This is a genomic window from Kocuria oceani (genome assembly GCF_029524215.1).
GTDB classification, from domain to species: Bacteria; Actinomycetota; Actinomycetes; order Actinomycetales; family Micrococcaceae; genus Kocuria; species Kocuria oceani.
In genome coordinates this window covers 62,048-87,858 of sequence record NZ_JARAMH010000001.1, presented here as the reverse complement: position 1 = coordinate 87,858, position 25,811 = coordinate 62,048, and the positions used below count along the sequence as shown (strand labels likewise).

Sequence of the window (25,811 nt, the reverse complement as noted above, 5' to 3'; positions counted from 1 at the left end):
GCCGTGCCGGCCGCCCCTCCTCGGGAGACCCGGGACGGAGCACCCGGCATCCACCCGCCCGCCCCAGCAAGGGAGGTCCGATGAACTCCTCCGAGCACGACCACCACTCCACCGGCCACGACCACGGGTCCGACGCCGAAGCGGTCCCGGCGATGGATCCCACGTTCTACCGCTCCCCGACCCAGGCCATCGCGGCCCCGCGGGAGACACTGGCCTACGTGGTGGCCTTCGACCACGACGCCCAGCGCCCGGACGCGCTGAGCGTGATCGACCTCGACCCGGACTCCGACTCCTACGGCACCGTGGTCGGCTGGGAGGACATGCCCGGCACCGGGGACGAGCTGCACCACTTCGGCTGGAACGCCTGCAGCAGCTCCCTGATGCACGAAGGCCACGACATGGACGACCTGTCCCGCCGGTACCTGCTGATGCCCGGATTGCGCTCGTCCAACGTGCACGTTGCCGACACCCACCCCGACCCCCGGAATCCGCGAGTGGTCAAGACGATCACCGCCGACGAGCTGGCAGAGAAGGCCGGGTACTCCCGCCCGCACACCCTGCACTGCGGCCCGGACGGGGTGTACCTCTCCTGCCTGGGCACCGCCTCCGGGGACGGCGGACCCGGCGGCATCGCGGTGCTCGACCACAGCACCTTCGACGTGATCGGCAGGTGGGAGACCGACCGCGGCCCCCAGCACCTGGCCTACGACGCGTGGTGGCACCTGATGCACAACACGCTGATCACCAGCGAGTGGGGCACCCCGGCCATGGTGGAGAACGGCATCGTTCCCGAGCAGCTCCTCAACCAGGAGTACGGCCACGCCCTGCACTTCTGGGACCTCGCCGAAGGCCGGCACCTGCAGCGGGTGGAGCTGGGGCCCGAGCACCAGATGGCCCTCGAGCTGCGTCCGGCCCACGACCCGGAGGCGACCTGGGGGCTGGTGGACGCGGTGATCTCCACCGAGGACCTCTCGGCCTCGATCTTCCACTGGCACCGCACCGAGGCCGGGGACTGGACCGCGGAGAAGGTCATCTCCATCCCGGCCGAACCGCTCGACGCGGAGAAGCTGCCGGAGTTCCTGCGCCCGTTCGGCGCGGTGCCGCCGCTGGTCACCGACATCTCGCTGTCCGTGGACGACCGGTGGCTCTACGTCTCCTGCTGGGGCACCGGGGAGCTCAAGCAGTACGACGTCTCCGACCCGGCCCACCCGCGGGAGACCGGGTCCGTGCGCCTGGGCGGGATCGGGGACCGCGCCGCCCACCCCTCCGCCCCGGACACCTGGCTCGGCGGCGGCCCGCAGATGGTGGAGACCAGCCGCGACGGCACCCGGGTCTACGTGACCAACTCGCTCTACGGGGCCTGGGACGACCAGCTCTACCCGCACGGGATCGGCGCCTGGATGGCCAAGATCGACGCCGACACCGACACCGGCGGCCTGTCGATCGACAAGGACTTCTTCCTCGACCAGGAGGACTTCCGCGGCCTGCGCGTCCACCAGATCCGGCTGCAGGGCGGGGACGCCTCCTCCGACTCCTACTGCTACCGCACCTGACCCGCACGCTCGGCCCGCGGCGAGGAGTTCCGGGACGGTGCGGGCCGGACGGTGGGTGCGGTCACTCGTGGCGCAGGGCGGTGATGGGGTCCTTGCCCGCGGCCCGGACGGCCGGGATCGTGCCGGCCGCGAAGGCGATCGTGAGCACGGCCACGGCGATCAGTACGATCTCCGGAGCCCGGAAGACGAACAGGGACAGCCCCGGCAGCCCCGCCAGGAACCCCTCGGCCAGCCACCGGGCCACCCAGGACCCGGCCACCACCGCGGTGGTCACGCCGAGGACCGCGCCGAGGAGGCCGATGAACACCGCCTCCAGGGAGAACAGCCCGAAGACCTTCGCCCCGCTGGTGCCCAGGGCCTTCATCAGCCCGATCTCGCGGGTGCGCTCCTGCACGGACATCAGCAGCGTGTTGACGATGCCCAGGCTCGCCGCCAGCAGGGCGATCACCGCGCACGTGTTGAGGATCCAGATCACGGCGTCGATCACGGTGCGGAACATCCCGAGCTGGTCCTCGACCGTGGAGGCGACCATGCCGGCCTCCTCCAGCCGCTCCTGCACCGCGGGAGCCTGCGCGGGATCGTCCATGACGGCGCGCGCCATGATGTAGCTGGCCGCCACCTCCTCCGGCCCCCCGCTGATCTGGTAGGCGTAGAGACGTTCGTTGAAGGAGGTCGAGGGCAGCGGATTCATCGCGACCCCGGCCAGGCTGGCCTGGGTCACCCCCGAGACCGTGGCCTCGAAGGCCTGCTCCGTCCCGGCCATGTTCGTCATGACCACCTCCAGGACCTCCCCGACCGCGTCCTCCGCCGAGGCGAACCCCAGGTCGGCGACCCAGCTGTCGGGGATCGCGAGCTCGTCCGCCCCGTCCGCGGCAGTGGCTCCGGCGACCACCTGCAGGCCCTCGCCGTCGACCGGGATGCCGAGCGCGAGCTGGAACCTCGCCCCGTCGGCGCGCAGATAGGTGGGGACCACGTTGTACACCGGGTGCACCTCGGTGACACCGGGGGTGTCCTCCACGGTGGTGACGTCCTCCTCGGTGAGCCCTGCGAAGGAGACCCCGAAGCCCGTGGCGACCTGGGTGTCCTCCGGGTCGTAGGCCCGTGGGCCGGTGCCGGTGGAGAGCTCCAGCAGCGGCTGGGACTTCTGCACGTACAGCGCGTCCGTGTCGCCGAAGGCGGCCACGGTCTGGTCGATGTAGCGGTTCACCCCGGTGCCCATGCCCGAGGTCAGCGTCAGGGTCAGCGCGCCGATGAAGACCGCCACCACGGTCAGCACCGTGCGGGTCCGGCCCCGGAAGGTGCTGGCCACGGCCGAGCCGACCATGTCGGTCCACGTCACCGGGCGCCTCCGGAGACCCCGAGGGCGACCTCGTCCCGGTCGGCGGGAACGACGGCCTCGAGCGGGTCCGCCGGCACGGAAGCCGGGGCCTCCACGATCAGCCCGTCGCGCAGGTGCACCTGGCGGTCGCAGCGTGCAGCCAGCTCCGCGTCGTGGGTGACGATCACCGCGGTGATGCCCCGCTCGCGGTTGAGCTCGAAGAGGATGTCCTGGACCACGGCACCGGTGGCCGAGTCGAGGTTTCCCGTGGGCTCGTCGGCGAAGATCACGGACGGGTCGTTGACCAGTGCCCGGGCGATCGCCACCCGCTGCTTCTGGCCCCCGGACAGGTCGGTGGCCCGGCTGGCCGCCTTCTCCGCCATCTCCAGCCGCTCCAGCACCGCCAGTCCGCGGCGGCGCCGCTCCGCCCGGGGCACCCCGGCGATCTTCAGGGGCAGCACCACGTTCTCCAGCACCGTCTGCCCCGGGGTGAGGAAGAACTGCTGGAACACGAACCCGAACATCGTGTTGCGCAGGGCGTTGAGCTCCCGGACCGAGAGGGACCCGGCGTCCTGGCCCCGCACCGCCACCGACCCGGAGGTCGGCGCGTCCAGCAGGGCCAGCAGGTGCATCAGGGTGGACTTGCCCGACCCGGACTTGCCCACGATCGCCACCGACTCCCCCGCCTCGATCGCCAGGCTCACCGAGCGGAGGGCCGTGAAGGCGTGGGGGCCGTGGCCGTAGGTCTTCACCAGGTCCTCGGTCTGCAGCACCGCAGGATTCATCCGTGGCGTCCTTCCCCTGTCCGCGCAACCACCCGTGGCCATCCCGGGGACAAGATCAGGAGCAACCGGTGTGGGACGGCGTCGCACACCCACTTCATCATGTGCGAAGGCACACGGAGAGGGGAAACCGGCGAGTGTCCCCACAAGGGAGGTCCGCCGCGCCCGCCCGGCGCGCTCCCGCCGACGAGCTGCGGCCGGGGCCGCGTTCGCGCGGCGCAGACCTCCCCAACGGGGCCGCCCGGCACCGGGCACCTCGACGCCCCGCGCCCGGAGCCGGACACCGCCACGTCCGCTCCGCCCCGCCCACGGCCCCGGAGCAGCGGCCGAGGTCCCCCGCCCACGGGACGCGGGCACGGCACCGCACGGCTGCGTGACGGGCCCCAGGGGCGGTCCGGAGGTCTCAGCGCCCGTCCGGCACGCCGTGCGCGGTGCTGCGGCACACCTCGTCCCACGGCGTGGGCTCGAGGCCGAAGTGCCGGCGGGCGGCCGCGTCGTCGAGCACGTAGGGCCGGTCCCACTGGTAGGACAGGGCGCGCATCTCCCGCAGCACGGGGACGACCAGGGAGATGCCGGCCAGCGCGGGATCGCGCAGCACCCGCACCTTGACCGGCGGCCTGCCCGCAGCGCGCAGGACATCGGTCAGCGCCTGCTCCTGCGTGCGGGGAGGATTGCTGGGCACGTGCCACACCCGCCCGTGCGCGGTGTCGTCCTCGGCCGCCGCGACGAGCAGCCGCGCCACGTCGGCGGGGCTGGTGAAGGTGTGCGGCTGGTCCTTGGCGAACAGCACCGTGACCGGCCGGCCCCGCAGCGCCGCGGGCAGCACGCGCGTGATGTGCCCGTTCGAGCCGACCCCCGGACCGATGTAGTCGGATCCCCGGACCTCGACCACCCGTACCCGCCCCTCGTCGTGGGCGGTGCGGGCGGCGCGCCACATCGCCGCCCGCAGCCGGCCCTTGGCATCCGTCGCGGCGTCCGGCAACCCCTCGTGCATCGGGCCGTCGACCGGGCCGTAGGGGTACAGGTTGCCCGTCATCGCGTAGACGGCTCCCGTGCGCTCGGCGGCGGCGAGCAGCGCGGACGCCAACGGCGGCCAGACCTTTCCCCACTGGGTGTAGTCGCCGGGGTTGGCGCAGTTGTAGAGCACCCCGGCGCCCTCCGCCGCCCGGGTCAGGGCGTCCTCGTCGGAGGCGTCGAGCGCCGGCGACCGGGCGCCGGGCACGGCGGCCGAGCCCGATCGGGTCACGACGGTCACCTCGTGACCGCGGTCGACGAGCTGGTGCGCCAGTGCCCGGCCGACGGGCCCGGCACCGACGACGAGGTGGCGGTGGTCCATGGGTGTCCTCCCCGGTCGTGGCACAACAGCGCAGTGCTCCCGGACAGCAGTCTGCCCTGCTGTCCGCGCCAGGTCGACGGGGCACCCGGGGAGGACGGCACGTCGGGGCCCGGCGGCGCGTGCGGGCGGACAGGGCTTCCCGTGCGATGCGCTACCGTGGTCGCTCCAGCCAGCTCGGCCATCCACCGTCGTCCGGAAGGACAGCATCATGACCGTTGTCGTCACCGCAGTCTTCACCCCCGCCACCGGCTCCCGGGACCGTCTCGTCGAGGCCCTGCGGACGGCCGTTCCCGCGGTCCACGACGAACCGGGATGCCTGCTCTACGCGCTCCACGACGCCGCGGACGGGTCGATCGTGATGCTCGAGAAGTGGGCGTCCGAGCGCGACCTCGCGGCCCACGCCGCCGGGCCGGCGGTCGCACGCCTGAACACGCTGATCGAGGGCCTGACCGCCCAGCCCGTCGTCGTCACCACCATGGCACCGCTGCCGGCCGGGTCAGAGGAGCAGGGCACGCTCTGAGCGCACCTGGGGCCGCGCCGCCCGGTCCCGGAGCGGTGCCCCGGGACCGGCCGGCGCAGCGGACCCGACCGGGACGGCACCCCTGCGGGGCGCTTCCGCGCCTCGCGGGGTGCCGTCCCGGACCGCGCCGGGCGCAGGTCAGCCGCGGCGACGGGTGCGCACCAGGGCGACGACCCCGGCGAGCAGCCCCAGCAGCCCGGCGACCAGTCCGGCCCAGCCCAGCCCCGTGCCGACGGACCCCTGGGTGGAGGCCTCCTCGGCCGCGGTGGCGGCCCCGGCGTTGTCGTCGGTGCCGTGCCCGTGGCCGTCGGCCTCGGCGGCGGTGGTGGTCAGGGACGGTGCCGGGTGCTCGGGCTCGGCCTCCCCCTCGGCCATGGGCTGGTCCCAGGCCACGGAGCGGCCGTCGGTGTAGGACTGGGTCACCGGCAGCAGCAGGGTGGTCCCCTCCTCGGGGAGCGGGCCGACCGAGATGGTGAAGGTCTGGAACTGGCCCGGCTCGATCGCGTGCTCCTCGTCCGCCGTCCAGGTGATGGTGGCGGGCGCCTCGGTGATGGCGCCCTCCCCGATCTGCACCGGTTCCGGCAGCTGCTCCTCGGTGACCTCGGCGCTCCAGCCCTCCACGGGCTTGGTCCGCACCGAGGCGAACGGGGTGTTCTCGGGCAGGGTGAGCTCCAGCTTGTTCGTGGAGGCGGTGTCGGACTCGTTGGGCACGGAGAACGTGACCTGGGCGTAGCCCTCCGCGGCGGTGGAGGTGGAGGTGGCCGAGACGTGGGCGGCGGCGGGAGACAGTCCCAGGGCCGTCAGCCCGGCGGCGACGGCGAGGACGGACGTGCTGGTGATCAGGCGCGGGGCAGTGGTGTTCGTCATGACGATGGGCCTTTCGTGCGCGCCGCCGGGACACGGCGGCGCAGGAGGAGTCGTGGGGTCAACGGCAGGCGGGCGCCCGGGACCGCCCCGCCGGGGTCATCCCCAGCAGGTTCCCCTCGGCGCCCGCGGCACGGGCGGCCCGCGCACCCGGTCCCGCCGCAGCCCTCGCCGTCTCAGCACGGGGCGCTCCGCCGGGGGAAGGTCCCCCGGCCGGAATCCCAGGGGCAGACGGGGTGGGTGCGGCACAGCGACCAGGGGCCGCAGCCAGGCGAGCGCCCACTCCAGGGCGTTCTCCGCCGTCGAGATCGCCACGGCGGTGAGCACCACCGCCGCCAGGTGACCGGCCGGCATGGCCGCGCCGAACTCGTCCAGGCCGTGGTGGCCCATCCCGGGGACGCCCCCGGGCAGGCAGGACTGGCCGGGTGCGGGGGGCATGTGGTGGCCGTGGCCACCGGCAGGGCAGTCCGCGGGGGTCGACCAGGCGGTGAAGACCTCGTGCAGCCCGATCTGAGTGACTCCCAGGAGCACGAGCACGCGGGGCAGGCTCAGCGTCCGCCTGGCCACCCAGGCCACGGGGCCCAGCAGGCCCACGCCCAGCCCCAGCATCGGCAGGGCGGGGGGAAGAGCGCCGCCGGCAGCCAGGTGTCCGGCGGCGGCCAGGGAGACGACGACGGCGGTGACCAGCAACGACCGGAGCCAGCACGCTGCCGCGCGCCGGCTCATCGGCTGTCCTCCACTGCTGCCCCCTGCCCCGGGCCGGCACACCGCCTGAGCCCCTGGTCCGAAACCTACCGGGGGTGACGCCGCGGCGGAAACCCGGTGCGGCGTCCCCGCGCCCGTCCGGCCGACTAGGGTTCGACCCATGCAGTCGACCAGGACGGGCCGGGCCACACCGGGCCCTCGCAGCGAGGAGCGGAGGGCCCCCCGGATGGTCCTGGCCCTCCTCACCGCCCTGACCGCGATGCTGCTGACGCTCCTGGCCGCACCGGCCGCCGCGGCCCACACGGAGCAGCCGGCCACCGATCCGGCCGACGCCCGGGTCCTCGAGAAGCCGCCGCGCACGGTCACGATGTCCTTCACCGAGCCCGTCGGCGCCACGGCCGAGGACATCGAGGTGGCGGGCCCCTCCGGCGAGCCCCTCCCGGTGGACGTCCAAGCCCTCGACTCCACCGTGGCCGTCACCCCGGCCGCGCCCCTCGCGGCCGAGGGCACCCACCGGGTGACCTGGCGGGTGCCCTCGGCCGACGGGCACCCGATCTCCGGGTCCTTCACCTTCTCGATCGGCGCCCCGGCGACGCCGCCCACCGGGCACGGCGCCCCGGCGGCCGCGCACGGCGCGCTGGTGGCCCACCACGCCGCCCAGACGCTGGTCTACCTCGGGATCTTCGCCGCGGCCGGTCTGGTCGTCTTCGACCTCCTGCTGCTGGCCGCCCCGCCCGGCACGGCGCCGGGCAGCCGCCGGCGGGTCCGCGCCCTGGCCGGCCTGGGGGCCGCCGCGGCGGCGGCCGGGGCCGTGGCCTCCGTCCCGGCCACGGTGATGTGGCAGAGCGGAGCCACCCTGATAGCCCTGGCCGACCCGGGCCTGTGGCGCACCGCGATCGGCTCCGACGCCGCGGTGGCCGCGGCCATGACCGGCGTCGGCACGGTCGTGGCCGTGGGCGCCCTCCCCCGTGCCGCGGGCGACCGGGCCGCTCCGGCCGGCCGGCTGGCGCTGGGCGGGGTGGCCCTGGCCGTCGCCTCGCTGGTGGTCGTGGGCCACAGCCGCGCCGTCGCGCCGAGCTGGCTGGTGGTCACCGCCGACGCGGTGCACGTGGCCACCGGGGTCGTCTGGATCGGTGGGATCCTGGGGCTGCTCGCCGTGCTGGGACAGGCCCGGGACCTCCCGGTCCACCAGGCCACGGCCACCCTGGTGCGGTTCTCCACCGTGGCCGCCGGGACGGTGCTGGCCCTCACGGTCGCCGGTGTGATCCTGGGGTGGCGGATCCTGGGCGACGCCGAGGCCCTGGTGACCACCGGCTACGGCCGGTTGCTGCTGCTCAAGGTCCTCGTCGTCGCCGGCGTGGTCGGTGTCGCCGCCTGGAACCGCTGGAGGCTCCTCCCCCGGGTGCGCGCCCGCTCCGATCCGGCGGCCCGGGACGACCTGCGCTCGGCGCTGCACACCGAAGGAGCCCTGCTGCTGTTCGTCCTGGTGCTCACCGGAGTGCTCACCTCGCTCAGCCCCTGACCGCCCCCGCGCGGAACGGCGGCCCAGGAGAGGCCGCCGGCCCGTGACGCTGCTCAGGAGCGGGTGAGCTCCCGTCTGCGCGTGGTGACCGCCCAGATCACGAAAGCGTCGAAGGCGATGACGACGATGTTCCACAGCGGGTAGAAGGGCATCCACAGGAAGCTGACGACGATGCTCAGACCCGCGAGGACGACCGCGAGCGTGTGCGCCCACAGCGCTCCCTGGATCAGGGCGAAGCCGGTCACGGCGAGCACGACGCCGGCGATGAGGTGGGTCCAGCCCCAGCCGGTCATGTCGAAGGTGAAGATGTACTCCTCGCCGTACACGTAGAACTCGTCGTTGAAGAGCGCCACGAGACCCTGGAGCACGTGCAGGATCCCGACCAGGGCCAGGAAGACGCCGGCAGCGGCCGTCCCGGCCACCGCGCCGCGGCTGTGGTCCTGTCGGCCGGTGTCCCGGTCGAACGTGGTGGTCGCCATGACTGTTCCCTCCGGTAGGTGTCCTGCAGGCTCCCCGCAGGACGGGTTGACCATCACCACCACTGTCCGCCTCCCCCGGTCGGCCGGCATCACCCGATCGAGGTGATTCCGTGCCGGGAGACCGCGACGGCACGGAGAGCACCTGGGCGCCCTCCCGGTTCGCTCCGGCCAAGGCCCCGGCCTGCCGGGAACGCCTCCTGACCGCGGCCGCCGGAGACACGCTCAGAGCAGCCCGAGGACCGCACCACCGGTCACGAGGAGGCCGGCCGCGAACATCGCCGCGGCGACCACGATCAGACCCAGCACCGCCATCGCGGTGAGCCGCTGGAAGCGGACCGTCTCGAGCACGGTGGCACGGGCCAGGAGGAGGACGAGCAGCAGGGCCGCCGTCAGCAGCAGCATCCCGGCGAAGACCATGTCCCTGTGGCTCCTCTCCGCTCGCCGCCCGGGCGGGTCCCACGGTCCCGGGGACTGCTTCCCGGCCCCCGACGAGGCGCCGTGGGCGGCGCACTGCGTCCCGCCCACATCTTTTGGCGTACCCGCTCCGCCCGCAGAGCCCCACGCCGGCCGGCGTCCCCACCCGATCTCGGCCCTGTCCTCCCCACCTGAGCACTCCGGGCGTGCGGTTCTCAACTGTGCATGCAAAAGCGTGTTCACCGACGGACACAGAGAAACGCCCAGGTCACGACGCCCCCGGCCCGTGGCCGGGGGCGCGGCGGTACGTGCGGGCATCGGTGTCCGCGGGCCCGGACACGACGACGTGCTCGAGCTCCGCCCTGTGTCAGCGGCGCCGCTCGCCGGATCCCGCAGCAACACCCGCTGGGTGGTGCTGGTGGTGCTGGAGGAGCACGACCGCGTCGTCGAGGCTCGCCGGCCGACCCTGCGGATCCGTGACCTGCCGAGGGCGGGTCTCGGCGACGCGGACCGCCCACCGCTCCGGGTCGAGGCCCAGGTCCTCGATCTCCTCGGCAGGCGTGCGGAACCGCGGCTCGTGCCCCGGAGGCAGGTCCGCCCAGGCGGGAGCGGCGGCGTGGCCGGTGATCAGCAGGTGCCCGCCCGGTGCGACGTGGCGTGCCGCGGCCCGCAGGATCTCGGTGCGCGGCAGGGCGACCGGCGAGTGCAGGAAGCTGGCCGTGACCAGGTCGTACCGGCCGCCCTCACCCAGGGTCGAGAGATCGGCGGCGACGAACGAGATCCGCTCGGCGGGGACCCCCGCGGCACGGGCGGCCTCGGTGGCCCGCCGGATCGCGGTGCCGGAGATGTCGATGCCGGTGGCCGTCCAGCCGTGCTGGGCGAGCCAGATCGCGTCCGCGCCCTCGCCGCACCCCAGGTCCAGGGCACGGCCCGGCACCAGGTCCGCGGCGATCTCGGCGAGGACCTGGTTGACGCGCCCCGACCACATCCGCTCGGCGGAGCTGTAGCGGTCCTCCCAGTACTCGCCCGGGGCCGGCTCCGCCGCCCGGTCGGGGGCGGCGGAGCGGTCGAAGTCCTCGATGACCAGGGCCGCGTTCACAGCTCCGCCGGTGCGGGCGCCCGCGCCGATGGACATGGGGACGGTCAGGACCGGATCGGTGACGTTGCCGACCGCCCAGATGCGCTCGTTGCTGGTCCGGCCCGTCCCGTCCACGGCCAGGAACCGGCCCATCGGCGTGTCCGTCGTGGCGAGGCCGAGATGGTCGAGGAACGCGGTGTGCGGCCGCGGGGCGCCGGCCGTGAAGAGGGCGTCGACCGCGATCAGCGCGCCGTCGGCGGTGCGCACCGCGTCGACGGCCTCGGAGCCACCGAGGATCTCGACGACCGGGGAGGCCACGAGGCCGATGCCACGGGACCGCAGCCGGTTCTCGGCGGCCGCGTCCAGGGGCCCGAGTCCCGCCGTGAACACGGTCACCGTGTCGCTCCACTGCCGCACGAGCTGGGCCTGGTGCAGCCCCAGCGGTGAGGTCGTGAGCACACCGAGGTGCTGATCGGCGACCTCCCAGCCGTGGCAGTAGGGGCAGTGCAGCACGGTGCTGCCCCACCGCTCCGCCAGCCCCGGGATCACGGGCAGCTCGTCGGTCATCCCGGTCGCCACGATCACCATCCGGGCCCGCACCGACTCACCGTCGTCCAGCGTCACCTCGACCCCGGTCCCGGTCGGATCCACCCGCTGCACCGCCCCGGGGACGATCTGCACTCCGTAGGCCGAGGCCTCGGCCCGTCCGCGCTCGAGCAGCTCGGCCGGCGACACCCCCTCCATGCCGAGCACGCCGTGCATGTGCTCCGCGAACCGATTGCGGGGACTCCCCGCGTCGACCACCAGCGTGCGCCGGCGCGCCCGCCCCAGGAGCAGGGCGGCGCTCAGTCCCGCCGCACCGCCACCGATCACCATGACATCCCACTGCATCTCGTCCATGGACCGAGTCTGCGCAACAGGCCCGATCTGTGGCAAAGGTTCTTGCAGAAATGGCAAAATGGTGGCAAGCCGGCAGGACGTGAGGAGACATGGTGAGCGGGGAACTGGAGCAGGTCGGGCCGCGGCTGCGGGCGGCACGCCGCGCCCGCGGCCTGACCCTGGGGGACCTGGCGGCACAGGCCGGCATGTCCACGAGCACCCTGTCGAGGCTGGAGTCGGGGAAGCGCCAGGCCTCGCTGGAGCTGCTGGTGCCCCTGACCCGGCAGCTCGGGATCCGCATCGACGACCTCCTGCAGCCCGAGGCCCGCGATCCCAGGGTGCGCCGCCCGGTCGTTCGTCGCGACGGGCTCACCATCGCCCCCCTCGCCCCCGAAGGGGCCGCCATCCACACCTACAAGATCACCTATCCGCCCGTCGACACGCTGCCGGAGCTGCGGGTGCACGACGGGTACGAGTGGCTCTACGTGCTCACGGGCAGACTCCGGCTCCGGCTGGGCGAGCAGGACCTGGTCCTCGTCCGCGGCGAAGCCGCCGAGTTCGACACCCACGTGCCCCATGCGATGAGCGCCGCGGGCAGGCACCCCGCACAGGTGCTCAGCATCTTCAACGGTGAAGGCGTGCGCATGCACACCCACCTGGCGCAGCCATGACGGTGCTGAGGCACCGCCGGAGCCGCCCGCCGGCCCCGCGCAGGGTGCTCGGCGGACGGCTCCGGCCGGGCCCACGCCGATCTCAGGGTCCCGGCGGGCGGGCGTCGTCGCAGGTGCGGGCCCGTCCTAGGGGTTCTGCACTCTCGTCGACGGGCTGGGCGAGGACTGCGGCGACGCGCTGGTCGAGCACCCGGCCGGTGCACGCCGCTCGAGCGACGGCGTGGCCCGAGCAGCGCGCACGCGGGCCTCACCTCATGTGCCGGCAGGCGGGCTCGCTCGTGTAGGTGAGGATCACCTCGTCGTCCTCGGGACGCTCCCGGAAGGACCGGTGGGTGACGGTGGCCAGCACCGCGGTGATGACCGCCTCGTCGTCCTCGGGACGTTCCCGCTCGGCACTCCACCGGTGCGGGGAACGCCGGAGGTTCTCGACCCCGAGGTCGGCGGGCCCGGTCCAGGTCGCCCGGCTGGTGCCGTCGATCTCCTGCGGAGCCGGCCGTGCCGGTGGTGTCGTTCCGGAGTGGATGCTGGGTGCTGTGGTCATGGCGCTTCCCTACGTCGTTGTAGTGGTGTGCTGGGCCGGTGCCCCCACGCAGGCGTGAGAGGTCCGGTGGAGTGCTCCGTTTCCCGGTCTCCCGACTCCGTCACGGAGTCCGTGGAAGCACGGGGGCCCGAGGGGAACCGGCCGTGCTGCTGCACGGCGAGGACCTCGGGAGGGGCGGACGGCGCACTGGCGGGGTCTATGCGTTCGCCCGCAGCCGACCCTAGTGAACGGCAGGCCGGGCCGGAAGCGCCGCTTGAAATATGTCGGGGTGGTCTCCGGAGCCGTCAGGGTGGGCCCCTCGGTGGTGAGCACGGCCGGGGGCGGCCCCTCCTGCCCGGTGCTCCTGCCCGGTGCTCCTGCCCGGTGCTCATCTCCCGTGCTTATGTTTGGTGGGAACGGCGGAGCACGGCGCGGCGGGTCGCGTGCACGCTCGCCTCGACCGCCCGCTCCAGCGGTCCTCGCCCCAGTGCCCGGCGCCAGTGCAGGGCGAGCAGCGCTGCGACCACCAGGTGGAGGAGGTACCAGGGGAAGGACGGGTCGGTGCGGAGCCCCACGGACAGCACCACCAGGTGGGTGGTGTACAGGGTCAGGCCCATCGCGCCCATCGCCGACAGCGGTAGCGCCCATGCCCCGGACCCCCTCGAGAGCAGCAGACAGCCCCCCAGCACCAGCAGCCCCGCCCCCAGACCGGCAGCGACCGTCCCCAGCGGGCGGCCGACGTGCGGGGCAGTGACGACCAGTACTGCACCCACCGCCAGCAGCCGCAGCTGGATCCCCCTGTCGCGCAGGCGCACCCGCCCCACGCCCAGCCCGGCCAGCAGACAGGCCAGATACGGCAGAGCCGGGGAGGTACCGGTCAGCAGCAGCGGTGCGACGGCCCCCGCGGGCTCCTCCAGCACGCCGGCGACCGCAGTGGAGGAGGTGGCTGCGGGCAGCAGCGCCCGCAGGGCCGCCACCAGCAGCGGACCCACGACCCAGCAGACCGCCGCGCCGAGGAACAGGGCCCTCGCCGACAGGTGCAGGAACGGGATCGCCAGCAGACAGAGCAGCCCGTAGCAGACCAGGACCTCGCCCGCCGGGACGTCCTCGGGCAGCAGCGCCCCGGCCCCCAGGCCCACCCCGCCGACCAGCACGGCCCGCACAGCCGTCCCCAACCGGTCGGCGGCCAGCCACCGGCCCTCGTGCGGGAACCGGCCCCCGCAGCCGAGCGCCAGCCCCACCCCGGCCAGCAGGGCGACCAGCGCCGCCGCAGACCCCGGGAGGACAAGGGACACCCAGCTCGCCCCGTGGGCCCCGCGGACGGCCTGGGGCAGGACGTCGACGCAGATCAGTCCGATCAGCACCAGCCCGCGGGTCGCGTCGAGACCCGCCACCCACCCCGGGGGCCGGGGGGCGCCACCCGCGGCACCCACCGGGGCGGAACCTTCCGCTCTGGCCGTCCAGCTCATGGGCTCCCCCGATCTCCCCGGCACGCCCCGGGGCCCCGCCCCGAGCCGCATCCGATGTCCTGCCTCCGTTCAGGATCTCTGCCGCACCTTTCGCTCGCGTTGCGCAATCCTCAAGATTCCCTAAGATTCTGCGAGCCCCGCAGCGCCCGGGTGGCGAACGCGCGACGCCCCCGAGGACGGCGCTCCGGCACCCGCCGTCCGGTGCGAGACCGCGGGAATGCGCCGATGCGTGGTCCACCGGGTCGCTCGGGTGCTGCCGTGGCGCGGGACGCCGGACTGCAGGTTCCGGCCGCGGGTCTACGCTGGGCAGACCCCCTGCTGAGTGGAGTACCCCCGGAAGGACTGTGGTTGCGGCATGGACCCTCGCTCGCGCTCCGATGCGGACGCTGCTGCCGACGCGATCGGGTGTCCTGCTGACAGGCCGGCAGGGACTGCCACCCAGGGAACATCGGCCCAGAAAACATCGGCCCAGGGAACGTCGACCCAGCGCATGCGCTCAGGGCACGAGGCGCGGGGCGCGGCCGAGCCCGGTCCGGATCGGTGGCGCGTCCTGGCGGTGCTGCTCGTGGCCGTCTTCATGTCATTGGTGGGGGTGAGCATCGTCAATGTCGGCCTGCCGTCGATCCAACAGGGTCTGGGAGCCAGTCAGGCCCAGATCCAGTGGGTGCTCTCCGGGTACGCGCTCACCTTCGGGGTGGTGCTGGTGGCAGCAGGTCGAGCCGGGGACATCTTCGGCCGCGGCTTCCTGTTCATCCTCGGTGTCGTCATCTTCACCCTCGCCTCGCTGGCGGCCGGGTTCGCCGGCGACCCGGTGGTGCTCACCGTCGCCCGGTTCGTCCAGGGCCTCGGCTCGGGGTTGCTCAATCCGCAGGGTGTGGGGATGATCCAGCAGTACTTCCGCGGGCCGGAGCGGGGCAGGGCCTTCGGCATGTTCGGCAGCATGGTGGGCATCTCCGTGGGAGTCGGGCCGCTGCTCGGCGGCCTGCTCATCCACCTGGGCGGGACTGCCGACGGATGGCGCTGGATGTTCTTCGTCAACGTGCCGGTGGGCCTGCTCGCCCTGGCCCTGGCATTGGCGTGGTTCCCGCGGCCGCTGCTGAAGCTCCCCCGCGGACGCACGGCGGGAAAGGCGCTGTCCGAGCTGGACCCCGTGGGGGCCCTCCTGCTGGGGCTGGCGGTCCTGGCCCTGCTGCTGCCGTTCATCGAGGCGAGGGCCGCGGTCTCGGCCTGGTGGTGGGCGCTGCTGCCGGTCGGTGCCGCGCTCCTGCTGGTGTGGGTGCGCTGGGAGCGCCGGTACAAGGCCGGCGGGCACAGTCCGATGGTCGATCTGGCGATCTTCCGGGTCCGCAGCTTCTCCTACGGCTCGACCCTGATCGGCCTCTACTTCCTCGGCGTCACCAGTGTGTGGGTGCTCCTGGCCCTGTACATGCAACAGGGGCTGGGGCACACCGCGCTGGAGAGCGGGCTGATCGGGCTGCCCAACGCCCTCGCCAGCGCCCTGGCGGCGAACTGGGCCGGCCGTCACGTGCTCCGGCTCGGCCGGAAGGTCGTGGTGGGCGGGATGCTCAGCGTGCTGCTCGGCCTCGCGCTGAGCGTGCTCGTCATCGAGCTGCAGGACCACGGGATCGGCAGTGAGTGGTGGCTGCTGGCCACCCTTGCCTTCGTCGGGCTGGGACAGGGCGCGGTGGTGAGCCCCAACCAGACCCTTACCCTGGCCGAAGTCCCCCTGGAGTACGCCGGCAGCTCCGGCGGCATCATGCAGACGGGTCAGCGCATCGGCACCTCCATCGGCATCGCCGTCATCACCGCGGTGTCCTTCACCGTGCTGCCCCGCTCGGACTGGGCCCAGGCCATCACCGCCGGTTTCGGGCTGATCGGGCTCATCATCCTCTGCGCTCTCGCCGTGGGCGTCGTCGACCTGCGCCACCGGCGGCGGGACAGCACCGGTACAGCCTGACCCCGGGCGGCCTCCCGGATGCGGCACCCGGGATGTTCCTGCACCGCGGAATGGCGGGGCCCTCGGTCCGTGGCGTCGACGGCGGCCGACGGCGGCGGGACGGACCGGGTGCCCCGAACCGCCCCACCGTGGCCCACGGCCTCACGGGACGGCCGGCACGTCCGCCCGGTCCGCGGAGGGTCGCGCACGCTCCAGGATCGTGGCTCCCTGCTCCTGGGCTGCCTGGTTGTCGATGCCCAGGTCGATGCCCCTGCGATCGCGGAGCAGGCTGGTGGCCAGGATGCCTAGGGCGGCCATGCCGATGAGGTAGACGGCGACCGCGGTGGTCCCGCCGGTGGCCTGGACCAGCGCCTGGGCGATGAGCGGGGAGAAGGCCCCACCGAGGATCGCGCCCAGGGCGTAGGAGATCGACACCCCGGAGAAGCGGACCGGGGCGGGGAAGATCTCCGAGTACCACGCGGCCTGGGGGCCGTAGGTCAGGCCCAGCCCGACGGTGAAGAGCGCCAGCCCGAGGAAGAGCGTCTCGATCCGGCCCGTGTCGACCAGGGCGAACAGCGGGAACGTCGCCAGGATCAGGCATCCGTAGCCGACGAAGTAGGTGCTGCGGCGTCCGATCCGGTCGGACAGCCACCCTCCGAGCAGGGTGAAGACCAGCCACAGCGCCGCGCTGGCGGTCACCGCCAGCAGCACCGGGGTGCGATCCAGCCCCACCGGTCCGCTCGGGTCGGTGGCGTAGCTGGTGATGAACCCGCCGGTGGTCATGTAGCCGGCGGCGTTGTTGCCGGCGAAGACCAGGGCGGCGAGGAGGACCAGGATCCAGTGCTTGCGGAACAGCTCGGCGATCGGCACTCTGGTCTGCTGCTTGCGGACGGCGATCTGCTCGAAGACGGGGGACTCGTCCACGGAGCGGCGGACGAAGTAGCCGACGGCGATCATCACGATGCTCAGCAGGAACGGCACCCGCCAGCCCCAGGCGAGGAATGCTTCGCCCGGTGCGATCCACCCCGTCATCAGGGCCATGACGCCGGAGGCGAGCAGCATCCCCAGCGGCACGCCGATCTGGGGACAGGCCCCCATGAGTCCGCGCCGGCGGGCCGGGGCGTGCTCGACGGCCATCAGCACGGCGCCTCCCCATTCGCCGCCGGCCGACACACCCTGGAGGATCCGCAGCAGCAGCAGGATGATCGGGGCGGCCACACCGGCGGTCTCGTAGGTGGGCAGGAGCCCGATGGCCGAGGTGGCCCCGCCCATCAGGAGCAGGGTGATGACCAGGATGGCCCGGCGGCCGATCCTGTCACCGAAATGGCCGGCCAGGAAGGCCCCGAGGGGGCGGAAGAGGAAGGAGATGCCGACGGAGGCGAAGGCCAGGAGCAGCGCGATCTGGGCCCGGCCGGTTCGAAGAACAGCTGGGCGAAGACCAGTCCGGCGGCCGTGGCGTAGATGAAGAAGTCGTACCACTCGATCGTGATGCCCACGATGGTGGCGGCGACGACGCGCCGCTGGTTGGCGCCGGCGTCACGGCTGGGGTTCTCGGGCATGGTGCGGGTCTCGTTTCTGGGCTGGCCGGGCCGGTTCTAGGCCGCGATCGTGGCGGCGTGGGCGACGGCTCTGAGATCAAGGGCGGGATCGGCGGCCTGTGCGGGCGTCAGCGGCACCTGCCCATTGATGAGCTTGCGCGCCGTCATGTGGTCGGCGGGGCGGTTGACCGACTCCACGGCGACCAGGGCGCGGTCGCGGAAGCAGTAGACGGAGAACTTCCCGGCGGTGGGGTCTCCGCGCGCCACGGTGTGGTCACCGGCCCGGTACAGCCCGGCGATCTGCAGCTTCCACGGTCCCTGCTGGCTCCAGAACCACGGCAGGTCGGTGTAGTCGGCGCTGCGGCCCAGGATGGTGCGGGCGGCATGGCGGGCTTGGTCGGTGGCGTTCTGCACCGACTCCAGCCGACTGCGGACGCCGGCGTGCACGCTGGGGAAGCTGGCGCAGTCCCCGACGGCGAGCACCGCCGGGTCGGAGGTGCGCAGCGACGCGTCGACGACGACGCCGTTGTCGACCTCCAGCCCCGCGTCCCCGGCCAGTGCGGTGTTGGGTGCTACGCCGATGCCGACCACGACCAGGTCGGCGGGATACCGGTCCCCGGTGGTCGACACGACGGCTTCGACGCGGCCGGTGCCCTCGCACCGGTCGATGCCCTCGCCCAGGCGCAGGTCGACGCCCGAGGCGATGTGGGCCTGGGCGAACCAGTCCCCGGTGACGGGGCTGACGGCCCGGCCCATCGGCCGTGGCGCGAACTCCAGGACGGTGACCGCCAGTCCGCGGGCCCGGGCGCCGGCGGCGAACTCGAGGCCGATGAACCCGGCCCCGACGACCACGACCCGGCGGGCTGCGGCCAGCTCGGCGTTCAGCCGCTGGGCGTCGGCCAGGGTGCGCAGGCCGTGGACACCGTCCAGCTCCGCACCCGGGCAGGTGAGCCGCCGGTTGGCGGCACCGGTGGCCAGGACCAGGTGCGTGTAGGGCACCTCCTCGCCGGTGTCGAGGTGGACGGTGCGCCGTTGCCGGTCGATCCCGGTGGCGCTCACGCCGGTGCGCAGGTGGATGCGGTGCTCCGCGGCGAAGCGGGGGCCGCGCAGGGGCAGGGGTGCCGCGTGGCTGCCGCCGAGGTAGTCCTTGGACAGGGGCGGCCGCTGGTAGGGCGGGTGGGGATCGTCGACGACCACCGTGACGGGGCCCTCGTAGCCCTCGGTACGCAGGGACTCGGCGGCCTGCATCCCGGCGTGGCCGCCGCCGACGACGACGACCCCGGGCCGGCTGTGCTCGGCGTTCATGGTCACACCTGCTCGGCGGGAACGTCGACCTCGAGGTCCTGCAGCCGGCCGCCGGCGCTCACCTGGCAGCCCAGCCGGGACCGGTCGGTGCGCTCGGCCACCGTGCAGTCGAGCATCTCGTCCTCGTCCTCACCGATCGGCGGAAGCTCCTCGGCGCCGGGGCGGACGTAGACGTGGCAGGTGGCGCACATGGCCTGGCCGCCGCACTCCCCGACGATGCCGGGCACGCCCGCGACGACTGCGGCGCGCATGACCGAGGTGCCCTCCTCGACGGTGAGGGTGCGGGCCGCCCCGCTGGGCTGGTGATAGGTGATCGTGGGCATGGGAACTCCTGGTGCGGATCGATCGGTGAACGGATCACAAGGTGAGCGGATCTGGGGGGGTGCGGGGCGGCGCGGGTGGGGTCAGTCCCAGTGGACGGGCATGTGGACCATGCCGCGGAAGACCCAGCCGGCGTCCACCGGCGGGTCCTGGGGGTCCAGGCGCAGGCCGGGCAGCTCGGCGAGCACGGCGGGCATGGCGATCTGGGCGACGGAGGCCCGGGCGACCCAGGTGCCGGCGCAGAAGTGGGCGCCGCCGCCGAAGGCCAGGTGCGGGCGCTTGGGGCGGAAGACGTCGAAGGTCTCGGGATCGTCCCAGATCCTCGGGTCGCGGTTGGCCGCCCCGATGACCACGCCCAGACGGGCCCCGGCGGGCAGCCGGACCCCTTCCAGGACGGTGTCGGCCACGACCTGGCGGGGGTACATGCCGATCGGGGCGACCCAGCGCACGGACTCCTCGAACGCGGCCAGGTGCAGGGCAGGATCCTGCTGGACCTTGTGCAGCTGCTCGGGGTGGGTCAGCAGCGCCCAGACGATGGTCGAGAGCACGTCGCGCGGTTCGTTGAGGCCCCCGCCGATGGTCATCTTCAGGTTGGCGCGGATCGCCTCCAGCGGGATCGGCATCGAGGACAGCCCGGAGAGCAGGCTGTGATCGGGGTTCTGCGCCAGGTGGGGCAGCATCTCGTCGATGGCCGCGTCGACCTCCGCGGAGGACGTCTCGCTCCTGGCCCAGACCTCCGGGTCGTCGGCGTAGTTGCCGGTGCCGTCGATCATGGTCTGGCTCCAGCGCTGCAGGTCCTGCTGCGTGGCGTTGTGGAACCCGCAGATCAGCCGGAGGTTCTCCGCCGCGTAGGGGGCGGCGTAGTCCCACACGAAGTCCGCCCCGGGGCCCTTGGCCTTCAGCTCGTCCAGGTAGGTGCGGTTGTTGGTGGCGAAGATCGCGTTCCAGTGCTGCTTGATGGTCTTCGGCCGCAGGGTGGCGCCGTAGGAGTCCCGGTCCACCTTGTGCTCGGGGTCGTCCTTGCGCAGCATCGAGTGCCCCATCGAGCGCTTCATCAGCGAATCGGTCTCGTCGGCGCTGAAGCGTTCGGCGTCCTGCTCGATCGTGTGGCAGGCGGCGTAGTCGGTCACCATGTACCGGTTGACCGCCGGCACCCAGTGCACCGGGGCCTCCGCGCGCATCCGCCGGTAGATCGGGAACGGATCACGGTAGAGGTCGGGGATGGTGACCCAGTCAGCGGTGGGGCAGTCAACGGCTTCAGGGGCGGTGCTCGTCATCGTGATGGTCTCCTTCGCGGAAGGCTGGGACCGACAACGGGCCGGACCTGGACTTTTCCCAGTGTGACTCGGCGCACAACATGGGAAAAGGACAAAGATCGGTCTATATTCCTCAGAAAAACCGTGGAAGGGAAGAGGGTGCGGCTCGTCGGTTACACCTTGCGCCAGCTGCTCTGCTTCGTCGCCGTGGCCGAGCACGGCAGCATCACCGCTGCGGCAGAGCAGCTGCGCGTCTCCCCCTCAGCGGTCTCAGGCGCCGTGGACGAGCTGGAGCGCGTGCTGCGCACCCAGCTCACGGTCCGGCGGCGGGCGCACGGCGTCACCCTCACCACCAGCGGGCACGACGTGCTGCGCCGGGCCCGGAGCCTCCTGGACGAGGCCGAGGACCTGGAGTCGCGCGCGCGGGACACCGGAGACGATCTGCGTGGCCCCTTCATGGTGGGCAGCTACCACACCTTGGCGCCCACCGTGCTGGCCGAGCTGCTGGCGGCCTACACCGAGCGGCACCCCGGCGTGGACCTGGACTTCGTCAGCGGCAGCCAGGCCGACCTCGTGGACCGGCTCGCCGGCGGCGAGCTCGACCTGGCCGTGGTCTACGACGTGGCCCTGCCACCGACCATCCAGGTGCACCGCCTGTACCAGGCCGCCCCGCAGGTCGTGCTCCCCGCCGACCACCGCCTGGCCCAGGACGAGGACCAGCCCCTGCCCTTGGACCTCCTGGCCTCCGAGCCCTTCATCCTCCTGGACCTGCCGCCGAGCCGGGAGAACACCATGACGCTCTTCGACCACGCCGGCATCACGCCACAGGTGCGCTTCCGCACCACCGACTACGAACTCACCCGATCCCTGGTCGGCAGGGGCCTGGGGTACTCGATCCTCGTCCAGCATCCCTCGAGCAGCCTCACCTGGGGAGGCCGGCCCCTCACGACCCGCCCCCTGGAACCACGTCCGCATCCGGTGGGGGTCTGCCTCGCGTGGGACTCCAACGTCCGCCCGTCGCGGCGCGCCGAGGCGATGGTGGACCTGGCGAGGACCCTGCACGGGCCGGCCCACGGGCAACGCCCCTGAGCGCCGGGCAGGTGCGGCCGGGCGGCCCAGGGTCACCGGATGCGGCGGACCGAGCGGTGCGTGACCGTCCGACATCGTCGACCGGATGCCGGCGCCGCAACCCGGCACTCCGCCCTCAGCCGATGGCGCCGGTCTTCACCCGCGAGCACGCCGACCTCCTGCTGGATGACCTCGACGCCGCCCTGGACGCGCCGGCGAGGCTGCAGCCGGCCGGCGGCCCGGACCCTGGAGAAGCTTGCCGACGCAGCCCGGGGGAATTCCACGGAGGGGCTAGCGCCGAGCACTTCGTATCATATACGATCAGAATCACGAGACCTGGGACACACCGCTGGACGTGCTGGACCCGGACCGACTCCGAAGACCACGAAGGCAGGACGGCATGGCAGAGACGACACCGGCTCCTCGCGGGGCCACCGGGCCCGTTGACTTCACCGACAGGGCGCACCGCCCCGGGAAGGTCATCGCCCTGCACCTGAACTACCCCTCCCGCATCGCCCAGCGGGGCCGCTCCCCGAAGTTCCCCGGCTACTTCCTCAAGGCCGGCACCTCCATCGCCCGGACCGGCGACACGATCGAGCGCCCGGCCGGCACCGAGCTGCTGGCCTACGAGGGCGAGATCGCCCTGATCATCGGGCAGGCGTGCCGCCGCGTGCGCCCGGAGGAGGGCTGGTCCAAGGTCTCCGGCATCACCGCCGCCAACGACTGGGGCCTGTACGACCTGCGTCATGCCGACAAGGGCTCCAACGTCAAGAACAAGTCCGGGGACGGCTACACCCCGCTGGGCCCGGACGTCATCCCGACCGATGGGCTCGACCCGGCCGCGCTCCGCCTCCGCACCTGGGTCAACGGGGAGCTGGTCCAGGACGACACCACCGAGGCGCTGGCCTTCTCCTTCGGTCAGCTCGTGGCGGACCTGTCCCAGCTGATGACGCTGGAGGAGGGCGACGTCATCCTGACCGGCACCCCGGCCGGCTCCTCCGTGGCCCAGCCGGGCGACGTCGTCGAGGTCGAGGTGGACGCGCCCGCGGCACCCGGGCAGCCCTCCAGCGGCCGCCTGGTCACGCACGTGGTGGCCGGCGAGCACGCCATGGCCCCGTACGGGGCGCAGCCGCAGGTGGACGACACCCAGCGGGAGGAGGCGTGGGGCTCGCGCGAGGCCGCCGGGCTGCCGCCGGCCGAGGCGCAGGAGGCCCGGGACGATCGGGGCGGCGCGGAGGAGTCCGACCACTACGTGCCGTCCCAGCCGCGGCCGGACCGCGCCCTGCTCACCGATGAGCTGAAGGCCACGATCAATGCGACGGCGGTGGCCACCATCACCGCACAGCTGCGGAAGAGGGGCATCGACAACGCCACGATCGACGGCGTGCGGCCCACCCACCCCGGCCGGCGCATCCTCGGCTACGCCAAGACGCTGCGCTACGTGCCCAACCGGGAGGATCTCTTCACGGCCTTCGGCGGCGGGTTCAACGCCCAGAAGCGCGCCATGGACACGGTGCAGCCGGACGACGTGGTGGTCATGGAGGCCCGCGGCGAGAAGGGCACCGGCACCCTCGGCGACGTCCTCGCCCTGCGCGCCCAGGTGCGCGGCGCCAGTGCCGTGATCACCGACGGCGGCGTCCGCGACTCCGCCGCGGTCGCCGAGGTCGGCATCCAGGTCTACTCCAGCGGCGTCCACCCGGCCGTGCTCGGCCGCCGCCACATCCCCTGGGAGGTCGGCGGGACGGTGGCCTGCGGCGGGACCACCGTCCAGCCGGGCGACATCGTCATCGGCGACGACGACGGCGTCGTGGTCGTCCCCCCGCAGCTGCTGACCGAGGTGATCACCGACGCCTGGGAGCAGGAGCAGCAGGACGCCTGGGTGTACGACCGCGTGGCCGAGGGCCACCCGGTGGACGGGCTGTTCCCGCCCAACGCCGAGTGGAAGCGCAGGTACCAGGAGCACCGGCAGTCGCGCGCCGGCCAGGACGCCCCGTGAGCACCGAGGCCCTCCACTCCAAGTCGGAGCTGGCCTACCAGGCCATCCTCGAGGGGATCCAGCAGGCCCGCTTCGCACCGGGCAGCCGCCTCGTGCTGGCGCAGCTGGCCGCCGAGCTCGGGATGTCCGTGGTGCCGGTCCGCGAGGCCGTGCGCATGCTCCAGCAGGACGGCCTGGTGGCCTATCAGCGCAACGTCGGCGCCACCGTGGTGGGCATCGACCCCGTGGAGTACCGGAACACCATGGAGACCCTCGCCCTGGTCGAGGGATTCTCCACCGCCCAGTGCGCGCCGCTGATCACCGACGCCGAGCTGGAACGGGCCCGGGGGATCAACGAGCAGATGCGCCGGATCCTGGACGAGTTCGACCCGGTGCAGTTCACCACGCTGAACAAGCAGTTCCACTCCACGCTCTACGAGCACCACCAGAACGCCCACATCCTCGACCTGGTGCACCGGGGGTGGAACCGGCTGGCCGCCCTGCGCTCGTCCACCTTCGCGTACGTCCCCGGCCGGGCCCGTGCCTCCGTGGACGAGCACGACCACTTGCTGGACCTCATCGCCGAAGGCGCCCCCTTCGACACCGTCGAGGCCGCCGCCCGGACACACCGCCTCAACACGCTCGACGCCTACCTGGCCTCACGTACCACGCCCCAGGACACTGCACGCCGAAAGGACACACCATGAGCCCCGAGACCACCACCGACACCGCACAGCGCTGGGTTCCGGCCCACCTGCCGGAGAAGATCCAGCACTACATCAACGGTGAGCACGTCGACTCGATCGACGGCGACACCTTCGACGTGCTGGACCCGGTCACCAACCAGACCTACATCCAGGCCGCCTCCGGCAAGGTCGCCGACGTCGACGCCGCCGTCGCCGCCGCCAAGGACGCCTTCGAGAACGGCCCGTGGCCGGGCATGCTCCCGCGCGAGCGCTCCCGGGTGCTGCACAGGATCGCCGACATCGTGGAGTCCCGCGGTCAGGATCTCGCCGAGCTGGAGTGCTTCGACACCGGCCTGCCGATCAAGCAGGCCCTCGGCCAGGCCCGCCGCGCCGCCGAGAACTTCCGCTTCTTCGCGGACCTGATCGTCGCCCAGGCCGACGACACGTACAAGGTGCCCGGCCGCCAGGTGAACTACGTCAACCGCAAGCCGATCGGCGTGGCCGGGCTCATCACCCCGTGGAACACGCCGTTCATGCTGGAGTCCTGGAAGCTGGGCCCGGCGCTGGCCACCGGCAACACCGTGGTGCTCAAGCCGGCCGAATTCACCCCGCTGTCCGCGTCCCTGTGGCCGGGCATCTTCGAGGAGGCCGGCCTGCCGGCCGGTGTGTTCAACATCGTGCACGGCTACGGCGAGGAGGGCTTCGCCGGCGACTCCCTGGTCAAGCACCCGGACGTCCCGCTGATCTCCTTCACCGGCGAGTCCCGCACCGGCCAGATCATCTTCGGCAACGCCGCGCCGTTCCTGAAGGGCCTGTCCATGGAGCTGGGCGGCAAGTCCCCGGCCGTCGTCTTCGAGGACGCCGACCTGGACGCCGCCATCGACGCGACGATCTTCGGCGTCTTCTCCCTCAACGGCGAGCGCTGCACCGCCGGCTCGCGCATCCTGGTCCAGCGCGGCATCTACGACGAGTTCGTGGAGCGCTACTCCGCCCAGGCCCAGCGCGTGCGGGTCGGCCTGCCGCACGACGAGAGCACCGAGGTGGGCGCCCTGGTGCACCCGGAGCACTTCGAGAAGGTCATGTCCTACGTGGAGATCGGCAAGCAGGAGGCCCGCCTGACCGCCGGCGGCGGCCGTCCCGAGGAGTACCCGGAGGGCAACTTCATCCGGCCGACCGTCTTCGCCGACGTGGCCCCGGACGCCCGGATCTTCCAGGAGGAGATCTTCGGCCCGGTCGTGGCCATCACCCCGTTCGACACGGAAGAGGAGGCGCTGGCGCTGGCCAACAACACCAGGTACGGCCTGGCGGCCTACATCTGGACCAACGACCTCAAGCGGGCCCACAACTTCGCCCAGAACGTCGAGGCCGGCATGGTCTGGCTGAACTCCAACAACGTCCGCGACCTGCGCACCCCGTTCGGCGGCGTCAAGGCATCGGGCCTGGGCCACGAGGGCGGCTACCGCTCGATCGACTTCTACACCGATCAGCAGGCCGTGCACATCAACCTGGGCGAGGTCCACAACCCGGTCTTCGGCCGCCAGGAGCAGGCCGCCGAGAACCTGCAGGCCTGAACTCCCGCGCTCTCCGGCACCGACCCCTCTCACAGCAAGGACACC

Annotated in this window: 22 protein-coding genes and 1 pseudogene; 9 read left to right on the top strand and 14 right to left on the bottom strand. The window is 72.9% G+C overall.

Features of this window, described 5'->3' with window-relative positions; translation table 11 throughout:
* The first annotated feature begins 80 nt into the window (after positions 1 to 80).
* Positions 81 to 1,553, top strand: a complete 1,473-nt coding sequence (locus PU704_RS00455) for a selenium-binding protein SBP56-related protein (RefSeq protein ID WP_277549672.1) — start codon at positions 81 to 83, stop codon at positions 1,551 to 1,553.
* Between the two features lie 61 nt (positions 1,554 to 1,614).
* On the opposite strand, the gene PU704_RS00450 is transcribed toward PU704_RS00455, so the two are convergent.
* The 3 genes from PU704_RS00450 to PU704_RS00440 form a co-directional block, all read right to left on the bottom strand.
* Positions 1,615 to 2,892 (bottom strand): ABC transporter permease, encoded by a 1,278-nt coding sequence (locus PU704_RS00450; protein ID WP_277549671.1) that lies wholly within the window; start codon positions 2,890 to 2,892, stop codon positions 1,615 to 1,617.
* On the bottom strand, positions 2,889 to 3,656 hold the full coding sequence (locus PU704_RS00445) for an ABC transporter ATP-binding protein (protein ID WP_083665235.1): 768 nt from the start codon (positions 3,654 to 3,656) through the stop codon (positions 2,889 to 2,891). Before PU704_RS00445 ends, PU704_RS00450 begins: the two co-directional genes overlap by 4 nt.
* 400 nt (positions 3,657 to 4,056) lie before the next feature.
* The gene (locus PU704_RS00440; protein WP_277549670.1) at positions 4,057 to 4,989 is read right to left on the bottom strand and encodes an NAD-dependent epimerase/dehydratase family protein; all 933 of its coding nucleotides are present in this window, start codon (positions 4,987 to 4,989) and stop codon (positions 4,057 to 4,059) included.
* 208 nt (positions 4,990 to 5,197) lie between these two features.
* On the opposite strand from PU704_RS00440, the gene PU704_RS00435 reads away from it, so the two are divergent.
* Positions 5,198 to 5,509, top strand: a complete 312-nt coding sequence (locus tag PU704_RS00435) for a putative quinol monooxygenase (RefSeq protein ID WP_075872933.1) — start codon at positions 5,198 to 5,200, stop codon at positions 5,507 to 5,509.
* A gap of 138 nt (positions 5,510 to 5,647) precedes the next feature.
* Here PU704_RS00435 and PU704_RS00430 read toward each other — a convergent pair whose 3' ends face one another.
* Together PU704_RS00430 and PU704_RS00425 are read right to left on the bottom strand one after the other, a co-directional pair.
* A complete protein-coding gene (locus tag PU704_RS00430) occupies positions 5,648 to 6,376 on the bottom strand; it encodes a YcnI family copper-binding membrane protein (protein ID WP_075872932.1) in 729 nt (242 codons plus the stop codon).
* A gap of 96 nt (positions 6,377 to 6,472) precedes the next feature.
* Positions 6,473 to 7,099: a hypothetical protein gene (locus tag PU704_RS00425; protein WP_075872931.1), complete on the bottom strand. Its 627-nt coding sequence runs from the start codon at positions 7,097 to 7,099 to the stop codon at positions 6,473 to 6,475.
* Positions 7,100 to 7,238: 139 nt separating this feature from the next.
* On the opposite strand from PU704_RS00425, the gene PU704_RS00420 reads away from it, so the two are divergent.
* Positions 7,239 to 8,600, top strand: a complete 1,362-nt coding sequence (locus tag PU704_RS00420) for a copper resistance CopC/CopD family protein (protein WP_277549669.1) — start codon at positions 7,239 to 7,241, stop codon at positions 8,598 to 8,600.
* A gap of 53 nt (positions 8,601 to 8,653) precedes the next feature.
* Here the strand turns inward: PU704_RS00420 and PU704_RS00415 are convergent, their stop codons facing one another.
* The 3 genes from PU704_RS00415 to PU704_RS00405 all read right to left on the bottom strand — a co-directional run bounded on the left by PU704_RS00415 (position 8,654) and on the right by PU704_RS00405 (position 11,471).
* A complete protein-coding gene (locus PU704_RS00415) occupies positions 8,654 to 9,079 on the bottom strand; it encodes a DUF7144 family membrane protein (RefSeq protein WP_047802598.1) in 426 nt (141 codons plus the stop codon).
* A gap of 222 nt (positions 9,080 to 9,301) precedes the next feature.
* Entirely contained in the window at positions 9,302 to 9,496 is a 195-nt protein-coding gene (locus PU704_RS00410; RefSeq protein WP_075872929.1) for a hypothetical protein, read from the bottom strand.
* A 364-nt stretch (positions 9,497 to 9,860) separates the two neighbouring features.
* Complete coding sequence (locus PU704_RS00405) at positions 9,861 to 11,471, bottom strand: FAD-dependent oxidoreductase (RefSeq protein WP_277549668.1); 1,611 nt, start codon at positions 11,469 to 11,471, stop codon at positions 9,861 to 9,863.
* Between the two features lie 92 nt (positions 11,472 to 11,563).
* Here PU704_RS00405 and PU704_RS00400 point away from each other — a divergent pair, with 92 nt between their 5' ends.
* A complete protein-coding gene (locus PU704_RS00400) occupies positions 11,564 to 12,121 on the top strand; it encodes a helix-turn-helix domain-containing protein (protein ID WP_277549666.1) in 558 nt (185 codons plus the stop codon).
* A gap of 247 nt (positions 12,122 to 12,368) precedes the next feature.
* On the opposite strand, the gene PU704_RS00395 is transcribed toward PU704_RS00400, so the two are convergent.
* Positions 12,369 to 12,662, bottom strand: a complete 294-nt coding sequence (locus PU704_RS00395) for a hypothetical protein (protein WP_277549665.1) — start codon at positions 12,660 to 12,662, stop codon at positions 12,369 to 12,371.
* A gap of 380 nt (positions 12,663 to 13,042) precedes the next feature.
* On the bottom strand, positions 13,043 to 14,074 hold the full coding sequence (locus PU704_RS00390) for a DUF418 domain-containing protein (RefSeq protein WP_277549664.1): 1,032 nt from the start codon (positions 14,072 to 14,074) through the stop codon (positions 13,043 to 13,045).
* A gap of 526 nt (positions 14,075 to 14,600) precedes the next feature.
* On the opposite strand from PU704_RS00390, the gene PU704_RS00385 reads away from it, so the two are divergent.
* Complete coding sequence (locus PU704_RS00385) at positions 14,601 to 16,067, top strand: MFS transporter (protein WP_277549662.1); 1,467 nt, start codon at positions 14,601 to 14,603, stop codon at positions 16,065 to 16,067.
* Between the two features lie 141 nt (positions 16,068 to 16,208).
* Here the strand turns inward: PU704_RS00385 and PU704_RS00380 are convergent.
* The 4 genes and pseudogenes from PU704_RS00380 to PU704_RS00365 all read right to left on the bottom strand — a co-directional run bounded on the left by PU704_RS00380 (position 16,209) and on the right by PU704_RS00365 (position 20,487).
* Positions 16,209 to 17,605: pseudogene (locus PU704_RS00380) on the bottom strand (MFS transporter).
* Between the two features lie 36 nt (positions 17,606 to 17,641).
* Positions 17,642 to 18,889 carry an NAD(P)/FAD-dependent oxidoreductase gene (locus PU704_RS00375; protein WP_277549661.1) on the bottom strand — a complete coding sequence of 416 codons (1,248 nt, stop codon included), beginning with the start codon at positions 18,887 to 18,889 and terminating at the stop codon, positions 17,642 to 17,644.
* A 2-nt stretch (positions 18,890 to 18,891) separates the two neighbouring features.
* Positions 18,892 to 19,212, bottom strand: coding sequence for a 2Fe-2S iron-sulfur cluster-binding protein (locus tag PU704_RS00370; protein ID WP_277549660.1), 321 nt, complete (start codon positions 19,210 to 19,212; stop codon positions 18,892 to 18,894).
* An 81-nt stretch (positions 19,213 to 19,293) separates the two neighbouring features.
* A complete protein-coding gene (locus PU704_RS00365) occupies positions 19,294 to 20,487 on the bottom strand; it encodes a cytochrome P450 (RefSeq protein WP_075872921.1) in 1,194 nt (397 codons plus the stop codon).
* 123 nt (positions 20,488 to 20,610) lie between these two features.
* Between PU704_RS00365 and PU704_RS00360 the strand changes: the two genes are divergently transcribed.
* From PU704_RS00360 to hpaE, 4 genes are all read left to right on the top strand, one after another.
* On the top strand, positions 20,611 to 21,555 hold the full coding sequence (locus PU704_RS00360) for a LysR substrate-binding domain-containing protein (protein ID WP_277549659.1): 945 nt from the start codon (positions 20,611 to 20,613) through the stop codon (positions 21,553 to 21,555).
* A 379-nt stretch (positions 21,556 to 21,934) separates the two neighbouring features.
* The gene (locus PU704_RS00355; protein ID WP_075872920.1) at positions 21,935 to 23,530 is read left to right on the top strand and encodes a fumarylacetoacetate hydrolase family protein; all 1,596 of its coding nucleotides are present in this window, start codon (positions 21,935 to 21,937) and stop codon (positions 23,528 to 23,530) included.
* Positions 23,527 to 24,216, top strand: coding sequence for a GntR family transcriptional regulator (locus tag PU704_RS00350; RefSeq protein WP_075872919.1), 690 nt, complete (start codon positions 23,527 to 23,529; stop codon positions 24,214 to 24,216). Before PU704_RS00355 ends, PU704_RS00350 begins: the two co-directional genes overlap by 4 nt.
* The gene (gene hpaE, locus PU704_RS00345) at positions 24,213 to 25,766 is read left to right on the top strand and encodes a 5-carboxymethyl-2-hydroxymuconate semialdehyde dehydrogenase (RefSeq protein WP_277549658.1); all 1,554 of its coding nucleotides are present in this window, start codon (positions 24,213 to 24,215) and stop codon (positions 25,764 to 25,766) included. The genes PU704_RS00350 and hpaE overlap by 4 nt, the downstream gene beginning before the upstream one ends.
* Positions 25,767 to 25,811 lie beyond the last annotated feature (45 nt).

Coding starts and splice junctions, on each gene's coding strand:
- PU704_RS00455 (WP_277549672.1), top strand. CDS start 81: ATGAACTCCTCCGAGCACGACCACCACTCCACCGGCCACGACCACGGG.
- PU704_RS00445 (WP_083665235.1), bottom strand. CDS start 3,656: ATGAATCCTGCGGTGCTGCAGACCGAGGACCTGGTGAAGACCTACGGC.
- PU704_RS00440 (WP_277549670.1), bottom strand. CDS start 4,989: ATGGACCACCGCCACCTCGTCGTCGGTGCCGGGCCCGTCGGCCGGGCA.
- PU704_RS00435 (WP_075872933.1), top strand. CDS start 5,198: ATGACCGTTGTCGTCACCGCAGTCTTCACCCCCGCCACCGGCTCCCGG.
- PU704_RS00430 (WP_075872932.1), bottom strand. CDS start 6,376: ATGACGAACACCACTGCCCCGCGCCTGATCACCAGCACGTCCGTCCTC.
- PU704_RS00425 (WP_075872931.1), bottom strand. CDS start 7,099: ATGAGCCGGCGCGCGGCAGCGTGCTGGCTCCGGTCGTTGCTGGTCACC.
- PU704_RS00420 (WP_277549669.1), top strand. CDS start 7,239: ATGCAGTCGACCAGGACGGGCCGGGCCACACCGGGCCCTCGCAGCGAG.
- PU704_RS00415 (WP_047802598.1), bottom strand. CDS start 9,079: ATGGCGACCACCACGTTCGACCGGGACACCGGCCGACAGGACCACAGC.
- PU704_RS00410 (WP_075872929.1), bottom strand. CDS start 9,496: ATGGTCTTCGCCGGGATGCTGCTGCTGACGGCGGCCCTGCTGCTCGTC.
- PU704_RS00405 (WP_277549668.1), bottom strand. CDS start 11,471: ATGGACGAGATGCAGTGGGATGTCATGGTGATCGGTGGCGGTGCGGCG.
- PU704_RS00395 (WP_277549665.1), bottom strand. CDS start 12,662: ATGACCACAGCACCCAGCATCCACTCCGGAACGACACCACCGGCACGG.
- PU704_RS00385 (WP_277549662.1), top strand. CDS start 14,601: ATGCGCTCAGGGCACGAGGCGCGGGGCGCGGCCGAGCCCGGTCCGGAT.
- PU704_RS00375 (WP_277549661.1), bottom strand. CDS start 18,889: ATGAACGCCGAGCACAGCCGGCCCGGGGTCGTCGTCGTCGGCGGCGGC.
- PU704_RS00370 (WP_277549660.1), bottom strand. CDS start 19,212: ATGCCCACGATCACCTATCACCAGCCCAGCGGGGCGGCCCGCACCCTC.
- PU704_RS00365 (WP_075872921.1), bottom strand. CDS start 20,487: ATGACGAGCACCGCCCCTGAAGCCGTTGACTGCCCCACCGCTGACTGG.
- PU704_RS00355 (WP_075872920.1), top strand. CDS start 21,935: ATGGCAGAGACGACACCGGCTCCTCGCGGGGCCACCGGGCCCGTTGAC.
- hpaE (WP_277549658.1), top strand. CDS start 24,213: ATGAGCCCCGAGACCACCACCGACACCGCACAGCGCTGGGTTCCGGCC.